Origin of the sequence: Streptomyces sp. V4I2 (assembly GCF_030817655.1) — a bacterium.
GTDB classification, from domain to species: domain Bacteria; phylum Actinomycetota; class Actinomycetes; order Streptomycetales; family Streptomycetaceae; genus Streptomyces; species Streptomyces plumbiresistens.
This window is the reverse complement of sequence record NZ_JAUSZM010000003.1, coordinates 2,822,577-2,837,814: the sequence shown is the minus strand read 5'-3', so window position 1 is coordinate 2,837,814 and position 15,238 is coordinate 2,822,577. Positions and strand designations below refer to the sequence as shown.

Here is a 15,238-nt window from a genome sequence, read left to right as displayed (position 1 = left end):
AGTGCGGCGGTACGACGGCACCCCGACCGGCTCGTCCACCGGCAGCAGCCGTCGGCTCCTCCGCGGGCAGGACACCGCGCGGGCCCGCTCATCCGGAGGCAGGAGCCCTCCGATCACTCACCCGGTACTCACCCGGTACTCACCCGGTCACTCACCCGGCGGCAGCACCCCGCACAGCGCCTCCAGCGCCGCCCCGTACGCGTGCTCCGAGGGCGTCGCGTATCCCACGACCAGACCGTCGCGGGCCGCCATGTCGGTGTCCGGGTGCCGGAACTCGGCGAGGCCGTCCAGGGCGACGCCCTGTCAGGTGGCGGCCTTCACCGTGGACCGCTCGGTGCCGGGCGGCAGCCGCAGCACGGCGTGCAGCCCGGCCGCGACACCGGTGACCTCGACGTGCGGCGCGTGCGCTGCGAGCGCCGCGGCGAGACGGTCCCGGCGACTCCGGTACCGCTGCCGCATCCGCCGCACGTGGCGGTCGTAGGACCCGCGCGAGATGAAGTCGGCGAGGCTCAGCTGGTCCAGGACGCTCGCCCAGGCCTCCCGCTCGCCCTTGGCCGCGAGTACGTCGTCGACGTACCGCTCCGGAAGGACCATCCAGCCCAGCCGCACAGCCGGGGACAGGCTCTTGCTGACCGAGCCCACGAAGATCACGCGCTCGGGATCGAGCCCCTGGACCGCGCCGACCGGCTTGCGGTCGTAGCGGAACTCCCCGTCGTAGTCGTCCTCGACGATCACACCCCCACGCGCGCGTGCCCAGTCGACCACCGCGGCCCGGCGCGCGGGATCCAGCGGACCGCCGGTCGGGAACTGGTGTGCGGGCGTGAGCAGCACGGCCCGCTCGCGCCCCAACCGCTCGATCCGCGCGCCGTGTTCGTCCAGGGGAAGCGGTACGGTCCGCACACCGGCGGCGGCGAGCAGCTCCCGGTGGAATCCCAGCCCGTACGCCTCCACCGCCAGCGGACCGCGCAGCACCCCGCCGCCCCCGCCGCCGGCCTGGCCGAACAGCAGCCGCAGTGCGTGCGCGAAGCCGGAGCAGATCACGATCCGATCCGGCTCGGTACGTACGCCACGCGCGCGTGCCAGGTATTCGGTCAGCGCCTCCCGCAGCTCGACGCGGCCGGCGGGATCGCCCGGCCCGAACACCTCGTTCGGTGCCTGCTGGAGCGCCCGCCGGTAGGAGGCGAGCCATGCCGCGCGCGGGAACGACGACGCGTCCGGGGTGCCCTGCCGCAGGTCGTGCCGTGGTCCACGCGCGCGTGGAGGTGCCTTACGAGGCACCCGCGCGGTGTGTCTCAGCGGCTCGGCCCTCTCCGCGACGCGCGTGCCCGAGCCCTGCCGGGCGGTGAGCCAGCCCTCCGCGACCAGCTCCGCGTACGCGTCGGCCACCGTGTTGCGGGCCACGCCGAGGTCGGCGGCGAGCGAGCGGTAGGGCGGCAGCCGGGTACCGGGAGCGAGCCGCCCACCCCGCACGGCCTCACGCAGCGACCGGATCAGCGCGGCCCGTCGTCCGCCGGGGCCGGACAGTTCCAGATGCAGGTCGGCACCGATCCGCTCCGCGTAATTGACCCACGATCCATCCACAGAAATGCACCCTACAGAGGGTCTATCCGGCTCGTAGGTTGATGCACATGACGACGACGCACACGACGACGCACATGACGACGAACACGACCGACACCACGACGCCCCTTGCCGCCCCGACCGCCGGCGCCACGACCGTCGACTCCGCCGCCACGATCGCCGAGGCGGAGGCCCGGCGGACCCGCCTGGACTTCGCGAAGTCCGCCCCGAAGGTCTTCCGCGCCATCGTCGGTTTCGACGCCGCCGCCCGTGAGGGCCTCGACCCCGCCCTCGTCGAGCTGATCCAGATCCGCGCCTCGCACCTCAACCACTGCGCGTACTGCCTGCACATGCACACGAACGACGCGCGCAAGGCCGGCGAGAGCGAGGACCGGCTGCACCTGGTCGCCGTGTGGCGCGAGGCCCGCCACTTCTTCACCGAGAAGGAGCAGGCGGCCCTCGCCCTCACGGAAGCGGTGACCCTGGTGGCCGACGGTGGAGTTCCCGACGAGGTCTACGCCCGCGCCGCGGCCCACTTCGACGAGGCGGAACTGGCTCACGTCCTCGCCCTGATCCTCACGATCAACACGTGGAACCGGGTGGCACTGGCGACGGGGAAGGTGGCGGGGACGGACGAGCGCCGCTAGTCCGCCAGTGGCCTATACAACCATGGGCCGGTCGTACGGCCCGATCGGCGCGGGCAGTCGTGAACTCCCCGTCAGATGGCGGTCGACGGCCGCCGCCACCGCCCGCCCCTCGGCGATGGCCCACACGATCAGCGACTGACCGCGCGCGGCGTCCCCGGCGGCGAACACGCCGGGGACGTTCGTCGCGAAGCGGGCGTCCCGCGTGAGCGTCCCGCGGGGCTCCAGCTCCAGTCCCAGCTGGTCGATGAGCCCGTCCTCCTTGTCGGGGCCCGAGAAGCCGAGGGCGAGCAGCACGAGGTCGGCGGGCAGCGTCCGCCCGGTGTCCGGCACGGGCCGTCGCTGCGCGTCCACCTCGACGAGGTGCAGCGACCGTACGTGCCCGTCGGCGTCCCCGGTGAAGCGGAGCGTGGACGCGGCGAACAGCCGGGCGTCGGCGTTCGCCGCCGGGGCCGTCCGCAGCTCGCCGGCCTCCTCGTGCGCGGCCGACAGCCGGTAGATCTTCGGGTACGTCGGCCAGGGATCGACGTCCTCGTCCCGCTCGCCACCCGGCTGCGCGTAGATGTCCAACTGCGTCACGGACGCGGCGCCTTCCCGTACCGCCGTGCCCAGACAGTCGGCCCCGGTGTCACCGCCGCCGACGATGACGACGTGCTTCCCGGCGGCGGACAGCGGGGAGACCGCCAGGTCCCCCTCGCACACCCGGTTGGCCAGCGGCAGGTACTCCATCGCCTGGTGGATGCCGCTCAACTCCCGCCCCGGTACGTCCAGTTCACGCCACGCCGTAGCTCCGGTGGCGATCACGACGGCGTCGTAGCGCGAACGCAGCTCGGCGGCACCGATGTCCCGTCCGACCGCGGTCGACGTCCGGAACTTGGTGCCCTCGGCCCGCATCTGCTCGATCCGCCGCTCCAGGTGGTGCTTCTCCATCTTGAACTCGGGGATGCCGTACCGCATCAGCCCGCCGAGCCGGTCGTCCTTCTCGTACACGGCGACCGTGTGCCCCGCGCGGGTCAACTGCTGTGCTGCCGCAAGCCCGGTGGGCCCCGATCCGATCACCGCGACCGTCCGCCCGGACAGTCGATCGGGCGGCCGTGGCGGCGTGAACCCGAGTTCCCACGCCCGGTCGGCGATGGCGACCTCGACGTTCTTGATGGTAACCGCGGGCTGGTTGATGGCCAGCACACACCCCGACTCGCAGGGTGCCGGGCACAACCGGCCGGTGTACTCGGGGAAGTTGTTCGTGGCGTGCAACCGGTCGGCGGCCGCACGCCAGTCCTCCCGGGACACCAGGTCGTTCCACTCGGGGATCAGGTTGCCGAGCGGACAGGCCTCGTGGCAGAAGGGGATGCCGCAGTCCATGCAACGGTCGGCCTGCTTGCTGATGATCGGCAGCAGCGCCCCGGGGACGTACACCTCGTCCCAGTCCCGGACCCGCTCCTCGACCGGCCTGCGCGGCCAGTCCTGGCGAGGCGTGGTCATGAATCCCTTGGGATCGGCCATGGGCGTCTTCCTTGCTTACGCGTGCGACGCTTGCGCGTCCGACGTGGCCGTGCGTCATCGGGCGGCACTCTTGCGAACTCCTTCCGGCCACGATACGTCTCGTCGGTCACTCGCGCAGAGCGTCGGACAGCGCTTTCTCAGCGGCCCGATTCCGTCAGGTGAGGGCCAGGAGGTACGTCACCGCCGCGGCGGCCGAGGCGACCGTGCGGACGTGGTTCCACAGCGTCCACTCGCGCACGTAGGTCGGCCAATAGGCGGCCGCCTCCCGGGTGCCCGGATCCAGCCTCGCCAGCGCGTCGTTGCGCGGCACGTTCGCCATCATGGTGAGCCCGAACGCGCCGAACAGGTACAGCCCGCTGCCGACCAGCAGCTCCACCGTCCCCTCGTCCGGCCACAGCACGAACGTCACCACCGCGATCACCGCACTCAGCACCGCCTGCCCGGCGAACACGAGCATGAACGGCGGCCGCACCGCGCTCACATTGATCGCGTTCATCGCGGCGACGCCCTGCGCGGGCGGCAACGCGGCGAGCCCCTGCATCACGAAGGTCGAGAAGCCGCAGAAGACCCCGGCCACCAGCCCGGTCCCCAGCACACCCAGCACGGTCAGCACGAAATACGGTCCCTCGATCATCCCGACACCCACTCCCGCATCCGGCCGAGCTCCCACCCGGCACCACCGTCACCCAAGTGAATCCCCGCCCAGCCCTTCGAACCATGCCCGAACCGCGCGGGGGCATACGTGAGCGTCCAGGTCGGGCGGGGTGAGGGGCGGGGCACCGGGACGGAGGACGGGGGACGCGTGACGTCGAGGCGAGTGCGGGTGGTGCGTGCGAACGCCGCGTGCCGGTTCGCTTGCTCGGTGCCTCACCTCACCATGAGGGTGCGGCCCGGCAGGTCGGCAGCTCGGTGGCGTCGAACAACCGCCCTCAGCCGACCTCCGCCTCCGCCCCCTCCGCCCGCCATCTCCGCAGCACCGTCTCCACCCCGGCCGAGATCCGCCGTCGCGCCTCGTGCCGTGCCACCCCGCTCATCAGCAACTGGTCGTACCGCGTGTCCACGTGCCGTACGGAGGCCACGACCGCCGAGATCACCGCCCCCTCGGACAGCGCCCGCCCCGCCGCGCTCCGCCCCACCCGTCCGCTGCCCCGCACCGAGGCATGCTCGGCGATCGCCCGTGCCCGGTCCGCCGGGCACCCGGGGAAGAGCCGCCGTATCTCCGCCGCGAAGGCATCGGCGAACCGCATGTCCTGAGCCGCCCGCCGCGCCGCGTCCCGCACCCGGCGCCGCCGGCGCACCTCCGCGTCCACGAGGCACCGCGCCTCGGCCCGGGCGAGCCCCGCCTCCTCGACGAGGACGCCCTGCCGCTCGTAACGGCCCCTGCGCCGGTTGAACCGTACGACCACCGCCGACAACGCGCTCTCCTCCCGCGACCGGCGCGTCAGCGCCGTGTCGCCGCGCGGCAGGAACACCAGGTGCCCGAGATCCGCGCAGTCGAGGCACCGCGGCGCACCGTCCTCCAGCACGAGCAACGACAACGGCCCGCCGCAGCACTCGGCGCAGTGCCGTCGCCGCAGCGGCTGGATGACGAGAAGTCCGGTCCGGAGCGGGGGAGTTGCGAGCGACGCCATACGGGGTTCATTCCCGCTGCCGACGTGCCCGAACTCCGCCTTCCGGCCCCTGGACCAGCCCGCCCGTACCGCCGGCAGCGACCACCGACACCCGCGTCCGATGCCGCGTCGGCGTCTCGATCTCGTCCAGCACCGCCACAGCGAGATCGGCATGGCCCGTCCGCCGGCCCCGAAGACGACGACGCCACCCCTGTCACCCATGCCCAACCTCCTTGTCCGAGGCCGCCGTTGTCGGCCCGACCTGGACGTTAGGCGTCGGATGCCCGGTTACTTCAACGGTATCGGCGCTACCCTCGGCCGATGACCGACTCCACGGACGGCGCACGGCTCGCCCCTTTGGACCCCGACATGTTCCACCCGTTCTGCCCTTCCTCCGAGATGCCCTTCCGGGTCGGCGACAAGTGGACGGGAATGGTCATCCGGTGCCTCGAAGGCGGCCCGCGCCGCTTCACCGAACTCCGCGCCCCGCTCCGGTCCGTCACCCCCAAGGTCCTCAGCGAGACCCTGCGTGCCATGGAACGCGACGGCCTCCTCACCCGCACCGCGTACGACGAGAACCCGCCCCGCGTCGAATACGCCCTCACTCCTCTCGGCCGCACCCTGATCCCCCTCCTCGACGCCGCCCGCGCCTGGAGCGAAACCCACCTTCCCCACCTGCTCGCCGCCCGCCGTGCCCACGAGCGGAACGCGGCCTGACCCGGGCCTGACGCATCATGGGCCCTGTGCGACTCGAAGCGATCACCTGGGACCGGCTCGGCGACCTCCTTGCCGAGCGACTGCTCGACCTGAAACCGGCCGACGGCAGCCCCTGGCCGCGCATCGCCTTCGACGGCGCCCCGGCCGCCCGCCCGGGCGACCTCGCCGACCGCGTCGCCGAGGCCCTGCGCATACGCGGCCGCCCCTCGCTGGTCGTCGGCACCGACGGCTTCCTGCGCCCCGCCTCGCTCCGACTCGAGTACGGCCACCAGGACGTGGAGGCCTACTACGACGGCTGGTTCGACACCGGTTCCCTCTGGCGCGAGGTCTTCGGCCCCCTCGAACCCGGCGGCGACGGCCGCGTCCTGCCCGACCTCTGGGATCCCACGACCGACCGCGCCACCCGCAGCCCCTACGTCCAACTCCCGCCCGGCGGCTTCCTGTTGCTGCACGGCCCCTTCCTGCTGCGCCACTGGTTCCCCTTCGACCTGGCCGTCCACGTCCTCCTCTCACCCGGCGCCCTGCGCCGCCGCACCCCCGAGGCCGAGCACTGGACCCTCCCCGCCTTCGAACGCTACGAGGACGAGACCGACCCGGCCGGCACGGCCGACGTCCTGGTACGCGCCGACGATCCGCGCCACCCGGCGTGGAACGGCTGAGTGGAACGGCTGATCCGAACCGGCGTCCGAGCGATCCGGACACCGCTGTACCTCGGTCGAGGGTCGAGGTCCGCGGCATCGCCGAGATCCTCCCCGAGAAGAGCCCGACAAGAGCCCGGCAAGGGCAAGCGGCTCCCTTACGACCTCTCGCACAAGTACCTCGGCCTCGACCCGCCCGCGGAGAAGGGCGGCGAGGTCCGCATGATCATCCGTGTCGTCCCGCGGAAGATCGTGGGCTTCTCGGCGAGATGCGCCGGACAGGTTCCGAGCCCGGGGTGCGTGCGTACGGCCGCGCGGCGAGAATGTAGGGCGCCGGGACTTGCGGTGCTCTTCCTCGCGCCGCGCCGGCCGCCCGGCACCGGGAGGCACTTATGACCACCGCCGGAGACATCATGCACCGGGGCGCCCAGTGGATCCCCGCCCACGAGACCCTGGACCGCGCCGCCCAGCTGATGCGCGAGCTCAACGTCGGAGCCCTGCCCATCAGTGACGAGAACGAGCGGCTCTGCGGCATTCTCACCGACCGTGACATCGTCGTCGGCTGTGTCGCCCTGGGCCACGACCCGGCCAGGGTCACCGCGGGCGAGATGGCCCACGGCACCCCCCGCTGGATCGACGCGAACGCCGATGTCAGCGAGGTGCTCCACGAGATGCAGGAGCACCAGATCCGCCGGCTCCCCGTCATCGAGAACAAGCGCCTGGTCGGCATGATCAGCGAGGCAGACCTGGCCCAGCACCTGCCGGAGGACCAGATCGGGACCTGGGCCGAGAGCGTCTATGCCAGGACCCCGGACCGCCACTGATCCCGTCGAACCCGGCGGCCTCGGACCTCAGAGCCAGCCGTTGCGCCGGAAGCCGCGGTGCAGCACCAGACACGCGACGGATATCACCGTGATCACCATGCCGTAGCCGTACCGCCAGTGCAGCTCCGGCATGTGGTCGAAGTTCATGCCGTACACCCCGCAGACCATCGTTGGTACGGCCACTATCGCGGCCCACGCCGTGATCTTCCGCATGTCCTCGTTCTGAGCGACCGTCACCTGCGCGAGGTGCGCCTGCAGAATCGAGTTGAGCAGCTCGTCGAACGCGGCGAGCTGTTCCTTGGCCCGCAGCAGATGGTCGGAGACGTCACGGAAGTACGCCTGTATCTCCGGATCGACCACCCGGATCGGCCGGGTGGCAAGGTCCTCGAGCGGCCGGCCGAGCGGGACCAGGGCCCGCTTCAGCTCCAGTAGTTCACGCTTGAGCTGGTAGATGCGTCCCGCGTCGACCCGCGCGCCGTTGTCCGCGAACACGGCCATCTCGACCAGGTCGATGTCCGACTGCACGGCGTCGGTGACGTTCAGATAGTCGTCGACCACATGGTCCGCGATCGCGTGCAGCACCGCGGCCGGTCCCTTGGCCAGTTGCTGGGGAGCGGCCTCCAGCTCCTCGCGCAGCGGGCCCAGTGAGCCGTGCCGACCGTGTCGTACCGTGATCACGAAGTCATGGCCGACGAACACCATGATCTCGCCGGTGTTGACCACCTCGCTGGTCGCCGTGAGTTCCTCGTGCTCGACGTAGCAGACCGTCTTGAACACCGCGAACAGGGTCTCGCCGTAGTGCTCCAGCTTGGGACGCTGGTGGGCCTCGACCGCGTCCTCGACCGCCAGCGGATGCAGGTCGAAGAGCTCCGCGATCCCCGCGAACTCCTGGTCGGTCGGTTCATGGAGGCCGAGCCAGACGAAGCCGTCGCGGTTCTTGCGCACCCGTTCCACGGAGTCGACCAGGTCGACACCGGCCGGGAGCCGGACGCCGTCGCGGTACGTCACGCAGTTCACCACCGAGGAGCCCAGCGGGGACCGGGCCGGGTGGCTCAGGTCGACGCGCGGGCGCCGCCGTGCCAGCCGTGCCACCTTGCGGAGGCCGCCGACCCTGCCGAGGCTCGTGACCTTCCGCAGATTCCCTGCCATGGACATCTGGATCTCCTTGCGTGGATCTCCCTCGCGCCGCGTTTCCGCGCCCTGGCGAGCCAGTTTGCCAGTTCGCGGTGAGAGTCGTGCAAGCCTGTGGGAACAGGCCGTTCCGCTTTGTTCCCGGCTGTGGACGACGGATGCGGCCGTGGACGCGGGGATCCGCCGGGCGGGGAGTGCGCCATCTCGTCGTAGGCGCCGCGTCGACCGCTCCGGACAAGGAAGACAACTGGGATGATCGCGGCATGACGCGAAGTGACGGGTACCTCCTCGACAACCGGCGGACCGAGGCGGCGGAGCGTTTCGACGCCTTCGCCACCCTCTTCGACCCCACGACGTTCCGGCACCTCGAACGGTTCGGCATCGGACCCGGCTGGCGCTGCTGGGAGGTCGGTGCCGGCGGAACCTCCGTGGTGTCCTGGCTGGCCAAGAAGGTCGGCCCGACCGGACGGGTCGTCGCGACCGACATCGAGACCTCGCGCCTCGCCGCGGCCGCCCGCCCGCCGGTCCAGGTACGCGTCCACGACGTGGCCGCCCAGGAGCCGCCCGGGGACGGGTTCGACCTGGTCCACGCCCGGCTCGTGCTCGTTCATGTGCCCGACCGGGAAAGGGCGCTGCGATCGATGGTCAAGGCCCTGCGGCCCGGCGGACGGATCCTGGTCGAGGACGCCGATCCCGCCCTGCAGCCCCTGCTCTGTCCCGACGACCACGGCCCCGAACAGCAGCTGGCCAACCGGCTGCGGCAGGGCTTCCGTCAACTGCTCGCCGACCGGGGCGCCGACCTCGCCTACGGCCGCAGGCTGCCGCGCCTGCTTCGCGAGGCCGGCCTGCGCCGGGTGGAGGCCGACGCGTACTTCCCGCTCACCTCGCCCGCCTGCGCCGCCCTGGAATCCGCCACGATCCGCCAGATCCGCGACCAGCTCGTCACCGCGGGCCTCGCCACGGACCAGGACATCGACCGCCACCTCGCGAATGTGGCCTCCGGCGGCATGGACCTCGCCACGGCACCGATGATCTCGGCGTGGGGGCGTAAGGCGTAAGCCGTCGGAGGGGAGCGGGAGTTGACGCGGGACGCCCGGCACGGCGATCTGACACCGCCGGGCGCCGCCAGCCGCTGATCACGGGGCGACCCGGGGCCGACCCCCCCTGTCAGCCGTCCACCGGCGGTCGGCCCCCCACCCGCTCCACCGCCGCCGCCCCGGCCCGGCACCCTTCCGCCGCCGCGGCCACGGGACCGGTGCCCGTGAGGAGGGCGGCGAGGAAGGCGCCCGTGAAGGCGTCGCCGGCCCCGGTGGTGTCCCGGGGAGTGGCGGGTACCGCGGGGACGTGGGCGACCACGGTGCCGGAGCGGGCGACCAGCGCGCCCTGCGCGCCCTGCTTGGCGACCACCAGCGGGACGTGGCGGCTCAGCTTGGCCGCCGCGTCCGCCGCGTCGGGCAGCCCCGTGAGCAGGCAGGCCTCGTCACGGCTGGGCAGCAGCACGTCCACACCCTCGACGAGTGCCAGGAAACGGTCGACCCCCAGCTCCACGAGGAAACCGGCCGACGCCGGGTCCATGCTCACCGGCACTCCACGCGCGCGTGCCGCCGCCAGCGCGACCGCCACCAGCGCGCGGCTCGGCTCGGAGAACAGCAGGTAGCCCGACAGATGCAGCCGCGCCACCCCGTCGAGCAGCGCGTCCGACCAGTCCTCGGGCGCGAACCGCAACGCCGCGCCGCTGTCCGTGAGGAACGTCCGCTCGGCAGCCGCACCCGTGTCGACGAGGCAGATCACCGTCCCGGTCGGCGCCTCGGGGTCGACGACCAACCGGGGCCGTACGCCGCACGCGACCAGCTCCCGCTCGTGCCAGGCGGCCGAGTCCGAGCCCACCCGTCCGAGCAACCGCACCTCCATGCCACTCCGGTGAGCGGCCCAGCAGGCCACATTGGCGCCCGCGCCGCCCGGCACCGTCCGGATCGTCGCCGCCGTGTCCGTACCCGCCGCGAGCGGCCCCCGGTGCCGGGCCACGACGTCCGTGATGACGTCCCCGACGACCAGCAGCGCGCCGTCCGGGCGCACTCCGCCGTGCCGGTGCTCCGCCTGGGCGGCCGCACCGAGCCCAGGCCGCTGGGGCGTCACGCCCCGGCCCAGGCCGCCGCGATCCGCGCCGCCAGCCGTACGTTGCCGCGGACCGCCGCGAGATTGGCGGTCAGCGAGGCGCCGTCGGTGTGCTGCACCAGGTAGTTCAGCAGGAACGGCGTGACGCCCTGCCCCGTGACCCCGGCCTCCTCGCACGCGTACAGCGCGTCGGCGAGCACGCGCGCGTGCAGCTCGGGATCCAGCTGCTCCTCCTCGGGCACGGGGTTGGCGACGATCAGCGCCGACTCGGGCCCACCGACCGCGTCCTGCGCCCGCATGACGTCCGCCACCTGCCCGGGGCTGTCCAGCGTCCAGTCCACGGGGTGTCCCGAGTCGGACAGGTAGAAGCCGGGGAAGCGATCCGTGCCGTACCCGGCCACCGCGACACCCAGCGTCTCCAGCCGCTGCAGGGTCGCCGGCACGTCCAGGATCGACTTCACACCCGCGCACACCACAGTGATCCGGGTCCGGGCCAGCAGACCGATGTCGGCCGACTCGTCCTGCGTCACCGTCCACTCCCGGTGCACCCCGCCGAGCCCACCCGTGGCGAACACGCGTACCCCCGCCAGGGCCGCCAGCAGCGCGGTCGCCGACACCGTGGTCGCCCCGCTCGCCCCGGAGGCCACCGCGAGCGGCAGGTCGCGGTGGCCCAGCTTGCGGATCCCGTCCTCGTTCGCGACCCGCTCCAACTGCTGCTTGTCCAGGCCGACATGGGGCCGCCCGTCCAGCACGGCGATCGTCGCGGGCACGGCACCCTCCTGCCGTACGACGTCCTCCAGCTCCAGCCCCACCTGCAGATTGCGCGGGCGCGGCAGCCCGTGCGCGATGATCGTGGACTCCAGGGCCACCACGGGTCGACGCGCGTCGATCGCCTCGCGCACTTCCTCGGACACCACCAGCACCACGGGCCTGCCTCCTGTCGGTTCGGTCTTCCCTCATGTCTGGCGGGCCGCGCGGCCGGTCAAACACTTGCGGCCTGTGGGGGAGGACACCAGCCTGAGGTGCATGACGGACAACACGACACGTCTCGATCATGTCGTTCTCTGGGTGCGGGACCCGGTGGCGGCGGCCGACTTCTACGAGAAGGCACTCGGCATGGCCCCCCTGAGGCTCACCGAATTCGCCGCGGGGACGGAGCCCTTTCCCTCCGTACGGCTCAATGACGAGACCATCTTCGACCTCATGCCGCTCTCCATGGCCGAGCGCATGAAGATGCTGCCCGGCTCCGTCGACAGCGCGGGCCACCCGGTCAACCACGTCTGCCTGGCCCTGCCCGGCGACGACTTCGAGACACTGCGCGCCCGCCTGGAGGAACGGGCGGTTCCCGTCTCGGACATCTCCTACGACTCCTTCGGCGCCCGCGGACTGGCCCGGCGAAGCTTCTACTTCCGCGACCCGGACGGGAACGTATTCGAGGCGCGGCACTACGACTAGCGTGCACGGGGGCTACGGCCACGCGCGCGTGGCCGTAGCCCCCGTGAGCGACGTCAGACCGGACGTACGCCGTCCAGCACCCCGTGCGGATTCAGCACGTACTTGCGGCTCGCGCCCTGGTCGAACTCGGCGTAACCGCGCGGAGCGTCCTCCATCCCGATGACGGTCGCGTTGACGGCCTTGGCGATGTGCACGCGCCCGTGCAGGATCGCCATCATCAGGCTCCGGTTGTACGTCATCACCGGGCACTGTCCGGTGGTGAAGCGGTGGCTCTTGGCCCAGCCGAGCCCCAACCGCACCTTCAACGTGCCGCTCCTGGCGTCCTCGTCGACGCCGCCCGGGTCGTCCGTGACGTACAACCCGGGGATGCCCAGGGCGCCGCCCGCGCGCGTGAGGCCCATCAGCGAGTTGAGGACGGTCGCGGGCGCCTCCGGGGCGTCCTTGCCGTGGGCCCGTGCCTCGAAGCCGACCGCGTCGACCGCGGCATCCACCTCGGGCTCTCCGAGGATCTCGGCGATCTGCTCCTCCACGCTTCCGCGCGACACGTCGACGGTCTCGCAGCCGAAGCTGCGCGCCTGGGCGAGACGCTCGGCGTTGAGGTCACCCACGATGACCACGGCGGCGCCCAGGAGCTGCGCCGACGCGGCAGCGGCCAGGCCGACCGGTCCGGCCCCGGCGACGTACACCGTCGAGCCGACGCCCGCGCCGGCGGTGACCGCGCCGTGGAAGCCGGTCGGGAAGATGTCCGACAGCATGGTCAGGTCGAGCAGCTTCTCGCGCGCCTCGTCCCGGTCGGGGAACTTCAGCAGGTTGAAGTCCGCGTACGGGATCAGCGCGTACTCGGCCTGACCGCCGACCCAGCCACCCATGTCGACATAGCCATAAGCCCCCCCCGGACGGGCGGGGTTGACGTTCAGACAGATGCCGGTCTTGCGCTCCTTGCAGTTGCGGCATCGCCCGCAGGCGATGTTGAACGGTACGGAGACGATGTCGCCGACCTCGATGAACTCGACGTCCGGCCCCCGTTCGACGACCTCTCCGGTGATCTCGTGTCCGAGGACCAGCCCCTCCGGCGCGGTCGTCCGCCCGCGCACCATGTGCTGGTCGCTTCCGCAGATGTTGCTGGCGAGCACCTTGAGGATCACCCCGTGCCGGCACTTTCGGCCGACGTTCTCGGTGGCGACTCCCGGCCCGTCCTGGAGTTCCAGCGTCGGGTGGTCGATGGTCCTTACTTCCACCGCGCCCGGCTTGAGATATGCGACTGCCCTGTTCCCGCTCATGCGTGATCGCCGTCCCTTCGGCTCCGCGTCTTACGGATGCCAGTCGGATGCCAGCGGCTGTGCGCATGGCGGAGTCTGCTACCGCCTCGGCCTTCCGGCCAGTCGTCGCGCGGGCCGTGCCGCCCGACCGCTCAGAACAGCGGCTCGGGCAGCACGCCCTCCAGTGCCAGCAGCTTCCGCTTGGTCTCCAGGCCGCCCCCGAACCCGCCGATACCGCCGTCGCTCTCCACGACCCGGTGACAGGGCACGACGACCGGCAGCGGATTGGACCCCATCGCCACGCCCACCGCCTGGGCAGCGCCCGGCTGCCCCACGCGCCCGGCCAGATCGCCGTACCCGACCACCTTGCCGAACGAGACGCCGGAGGCCAGCTCGCGCAGCACCTGCCGGTTGAAGCCCGAGATCAGCGACCAGTCCAGCGGCAGCTCGAAGTCGTGCCGCTCACCCGCGAAGTACGCCTTCACCTGGCGTATCGCCTCCGCCAGCAGCGGGGAGCCGGGCGCCTCGACGGGCTCGCCGCCCAGCCGGGACGCGAGCCGGTCCAGCGCCTTGTCGCGGACCGCGTCCGTGGCGTGGAACACCACGTTGACCAGACCCTCGCGGGTCGCGGCCAGCAGCAGCGGACCGATGTCGGTGGCGACGACGGCCCACACGACCTGCTGCTCGTCCTGCCCATGGCTGTTCATGCGCCCCACCGTACGACCCGCCACTGACAACGCCCGGGGAAGTGGCCGGGGATCCGAGGCCCCCGGCCGGCCGGGGTTTCACAACCCGCGCAGCGCGGCGCGTACCACGTCCGGCTTGTTGGTGATGACCCCGTCGACGCCGTACCCGGCGACCAGACGGGCCGCGGCCGCGGTGTCCACGGTCCAGGTGAAGACCTCCAGCGGCCTGCCGTGCGGACCTGTGAAGGCGTGGACGGCGGAGACGTATCCCTTGGAAAGAGAGCCGTACGAGGGGTTGATCTGGTCCGCGAAGGCCGCGTACGCGGACAGGTCCGCCACCGGCGGCGTACCGAGGAAACCCGTCTTGACGCCGGGCTTCAGTTCGTGGACCGCGCGCACGCTGGCCGCATCGAAGCTCTGCACGATCAGCCGACCCGCGAGGTGTTGCCGGTCGAGCCAGCCCTCGTTGCCGAGGACCTTGAGGGTCTGGCCCTCGATGCCCGGGTACAGGTCCGGGTTCTTGATCTCCAGGAGCAGCTTCTGATGGTGGACCTCGACGCGGCGCACGTACTGCTTGAGCGTGGGCACGCGTGCGTCCGCGTACGCGTGGCCGAACCAGCTCCCCGCGTCGAGCCGCGCGATCTCGGCGGAGGTGAAGTCCCGCACCTTCCATGGCGCCCGGTCGGGGAAGACCTCCTCGACGTCGGTGGTGCGCCGCAGATTGTCGTCGTGGAGGACGACGAGTTCGCCGTCCTTGGTGCGCTGGACGTCGTTCTCGACCCAGTCGATGCCCAGCTGGGCTGCCTTGTCGACGGCTGCCAGGGTGTTCTCGGGCGCGTGGGCGGAGGCGCCCCGATGGGCGATGACCGTGGGCTGCTTGCCGTCCTCGTCGGCCCGGACGTCGGAAGGGGGAAGCAAGAAGGCGGCGGTTCCCAGGAGTGCGGTGGTCGTGGCGGCAAGTGCGCGCGCGTGCATGCGTACTCCTCGCGTCGAGCGATCACGGACAGCACAACTGTGACAGCAGAGGGTCAACAGTAGGCGGGTGCAGAATGGCCACAAGTTGAACGAGGTTGTCCCGAGTCCGCTCACTGATGCC

15 protein-coding genes and 1 pseudogene are annotated in these 15,238 nt (G+C 71.9%); 6 read left to right on the top strand and 10 right to left on the bottom strand.

Going from position 1 to position 15,238, the window contains the following annotated elements; translation table 11 throughout:
* Positions 1-147: 147 nt before the first annotated feature.
* Positions 148-1,581: pseudogene (locus tag QFZ76_RS13940) on the bottom strand (PLP-dependent aminotransferase family protein).
* 41 nt (positions 1,582-1,622) lie between these two features.
* Between QFZ76_RS13940 and QFZ76_RS13935 the strand changes: the two are divergent.
* Positions 1,623-2,207, top strand: a complete 585-nt coding sequence (locus QFZ76_RS13935) for a carboxymuconolactone decarboxylase family protein (RefSeq protein WP_373464295.1) — start codon at positions 1,623-1,625, stop codon at positions 2,205-2,207.
* Between the two features lie 12 nt (positions 2,208-2,219).
* Here the strand turns inward: QFZ76_RS13935 and QFZ76_RS13930 are convergent, their stop codons facing one another.
* The 3 genes from QFZ76_RS13930 to QFZ76_RS13920 all read right to left on the bottom strand — a co-directional run bounded on the left by QFZ76_RS13930 (position 2,220) and on the right by QFZ76_RS13920 (position 5,338).
* Positions 2,220-3,707, bottom strand: coding sequence for a glutamate synthase subunit beta (locus QFZ76_RS13930; RefSeq protein WP_307674021.1), 1,488 nt, complete (start codon positions 3,705-3,707; stop codon positions 2,220-2,222).
* Between the two features lie 154 nt (positions 3,708-3,861).
* Positions 3,862-4,341 (bottom strand): DUF1772 domain-containing protein, encoded by a 480-nt coding sequence (locus tag QFZ76_RS13925; RefSeq protein ID WP_307674020.1) that lies wholly within the window; start codon positions 4,339-4,341, stop codon positions 3,862-3,864.
* A 295-nt stretch (positions 4,342-4,636) separates the two neighbouring features.
* Positions 4,637-5,338 carry a DUF2293 domain-containing protein gene (locus QFZ76_RS13920; RefSeq protein ID WP_307674019.1) on the bottom strand — a complete coding sequence of 234 codons (702 nt, stop codon included), beginning with the start codon at positions 5,336-5,338 and terminating at the stop codon, positions 4,637-4,639.
* A 300-nt stretch (positions 5,339-5,638) separates the two neighbouring features.
* Between QFZ76_RS13920 and QFZ76_RS13915 the strand changes: the two genes are divergently transcribed.
* The 3 genes from QFZ76_RS13915 (at position 5,639) to QFZ76_RS13905 (ending at position 7,496) form a co-directional block, all read left to right on the top strand.
* Complete coding sequence (locus QFZ76_RS13915; RefSeq protein WP_307674018.1) at positions 5,639-6,034, top strand: helix-turn-helix domain-containing protein; 396 nt, start codon at positions 5,639-5,641, stop codon at positions 6,032-6,034.
* Between the two features lie 17 nt (positions 6,035-6,051).
* Complete coding sequence (locus tag QFZ76_RS13910) at positions 6,052-6,693, top strand: uridine kinase (RefSeq protein ID WP_307674017.1); 642 nt, start codon at positions 6,052-6,054, stop codon at positions 6,691-6,693.
* 371 nt (positions 6,694-7,064) lie between these two features.
* Positions 7,065-7,496, top strand: coding sequence for a CBS domain-containing protein (locus tag QFZ76_RS13905; protein ID WP_307674016.1), 432 nt, complete (start codon positions 7,065-7,067; stop codon positions 7,494-7,496).
* 27 nt (positions 7,497-7,523) lie between these two features.
* On the opposite strand, the gene QFZ76_RS13900 is transcribed toward QFZ76_RS13905, so the two are convergent.
* Positions 7,524-8,651, bottom strand: coding sequence for a magnesium and cobalt transport protein CorA (locus QFZ76_RS13900; protein ID WP_307674015.1), 1,128 nt, complete (start codon positions 8,649-8,651; stop codon positions 7,524-7,526).
* A gap of 239 nt (positions 8,652-8,890) precedes the next feature.
* Here QFZ76_RS13900 and QFZ76_RS13895 point away from each other — a divergent pair, with 239 nt between their 5' ends.
* Positions 8,891-9,685 carry a methyltransferase gene (locus QFZ76_RS13895; RefSeq protein WP_307674014.1) on the top strand — a complete coding sequence of 265 codons (795 nt, stop codon included), beginning with the start codon at positions 8,891-8,893 and terminating at the stop codon, positions 9,683-9,685.
* 109 nt (positions 9,686-9,794) lie between these two features.
* On the opposite strand, the gene QFZ76_RS13890 is transcribed toward QFZ76_RS13895, so the two are convergent.
* On the bottom strand, positions 9,795-10,703 hold the full coding sequence (locus QFZ76_RS13890; protein WP_307680008.1) for a carbohydrate kinase family protein: 909 nt from the start codon (positions 10,701-10,703) through the stop codon (positions 9,795-9,797).
* 56 nt (positions 10,704-10,759) lie between these two features.
* Positions 10,760-11,668, bottom strand: a complete 909-nt coding sequence (locus QFZ76_RS13885) for a pseudouridine-5'-phosphate glycosidase (RefSeq protein WP_307674013.1) — start codon at positions 11,666-11,668, stop codon at positions 10,760-10,762.
* A gap of 100 nt (positions 11,669-11,768) precedes the next feature.
* On the opposite strand from QFZ76_RS13885, the gene QFZ76_RS13880 reads away from it, so the two are divergent.
* Entirely contained in the window at positions 11,769-12,197 is a 429-nt protein-coding gene (locus tag QFZ76_RS13880) for a VOC family protein (RefSeq protein ID WP_307674012.1), read from the top strand.
* A gap of 53 nt (positions 12,198-12,250) precedes the next feature.
* Here the strand turns inward: QFZ76_RS13880 and fdhA are convergent, their stop codons facing one another.
* From fdhA to QFZ76_RS13865, 3 genes are all read right to left on the bottom strand, one after another.
* The gene (gene fdhA, locus QFZ76_RS13875; protein ID WP_307674011.1) at positions 12,251-13,477 is read right to left on the bottom strand and encodes a formaldehyde dehydrogenase, glutathione-independent; all 1,227 of its coding nucleotides are present in this window, start codon (positions 13,475-13,477) and stop codon (positions 12,251-12,253) included.
* A 131-nt stretch (positions 13,478-13,608) separates the two neighbouring features.
* Positions 13,609-14,163, bottom strand: a complete 555-nt coding sequence (locus tag QFZ76_RS13870; RefSeq protein ID WP_307674010.1) for a methylated-DNA--[protein]-cysteine S-methyltransferase — start codon at positions 14,161-14,163, stop codon at positions 13,609-13,611.
* 78 nt (positions 14,164-14,241) lie between these two features.
* A complete protein-coding gene (locus tag QFZ76_RS13865) occupies positions 14,242-15,117 on the bottom strand; it encodes a glycerophosphodiester phosphodiesterase family protein (RefSeq protein WP_307674009.1) in 876 nt (291 codons plus the stop codon).
* Between the last annotated feature and the right edge of the window lie 121 nt (positions 15,118-15,238).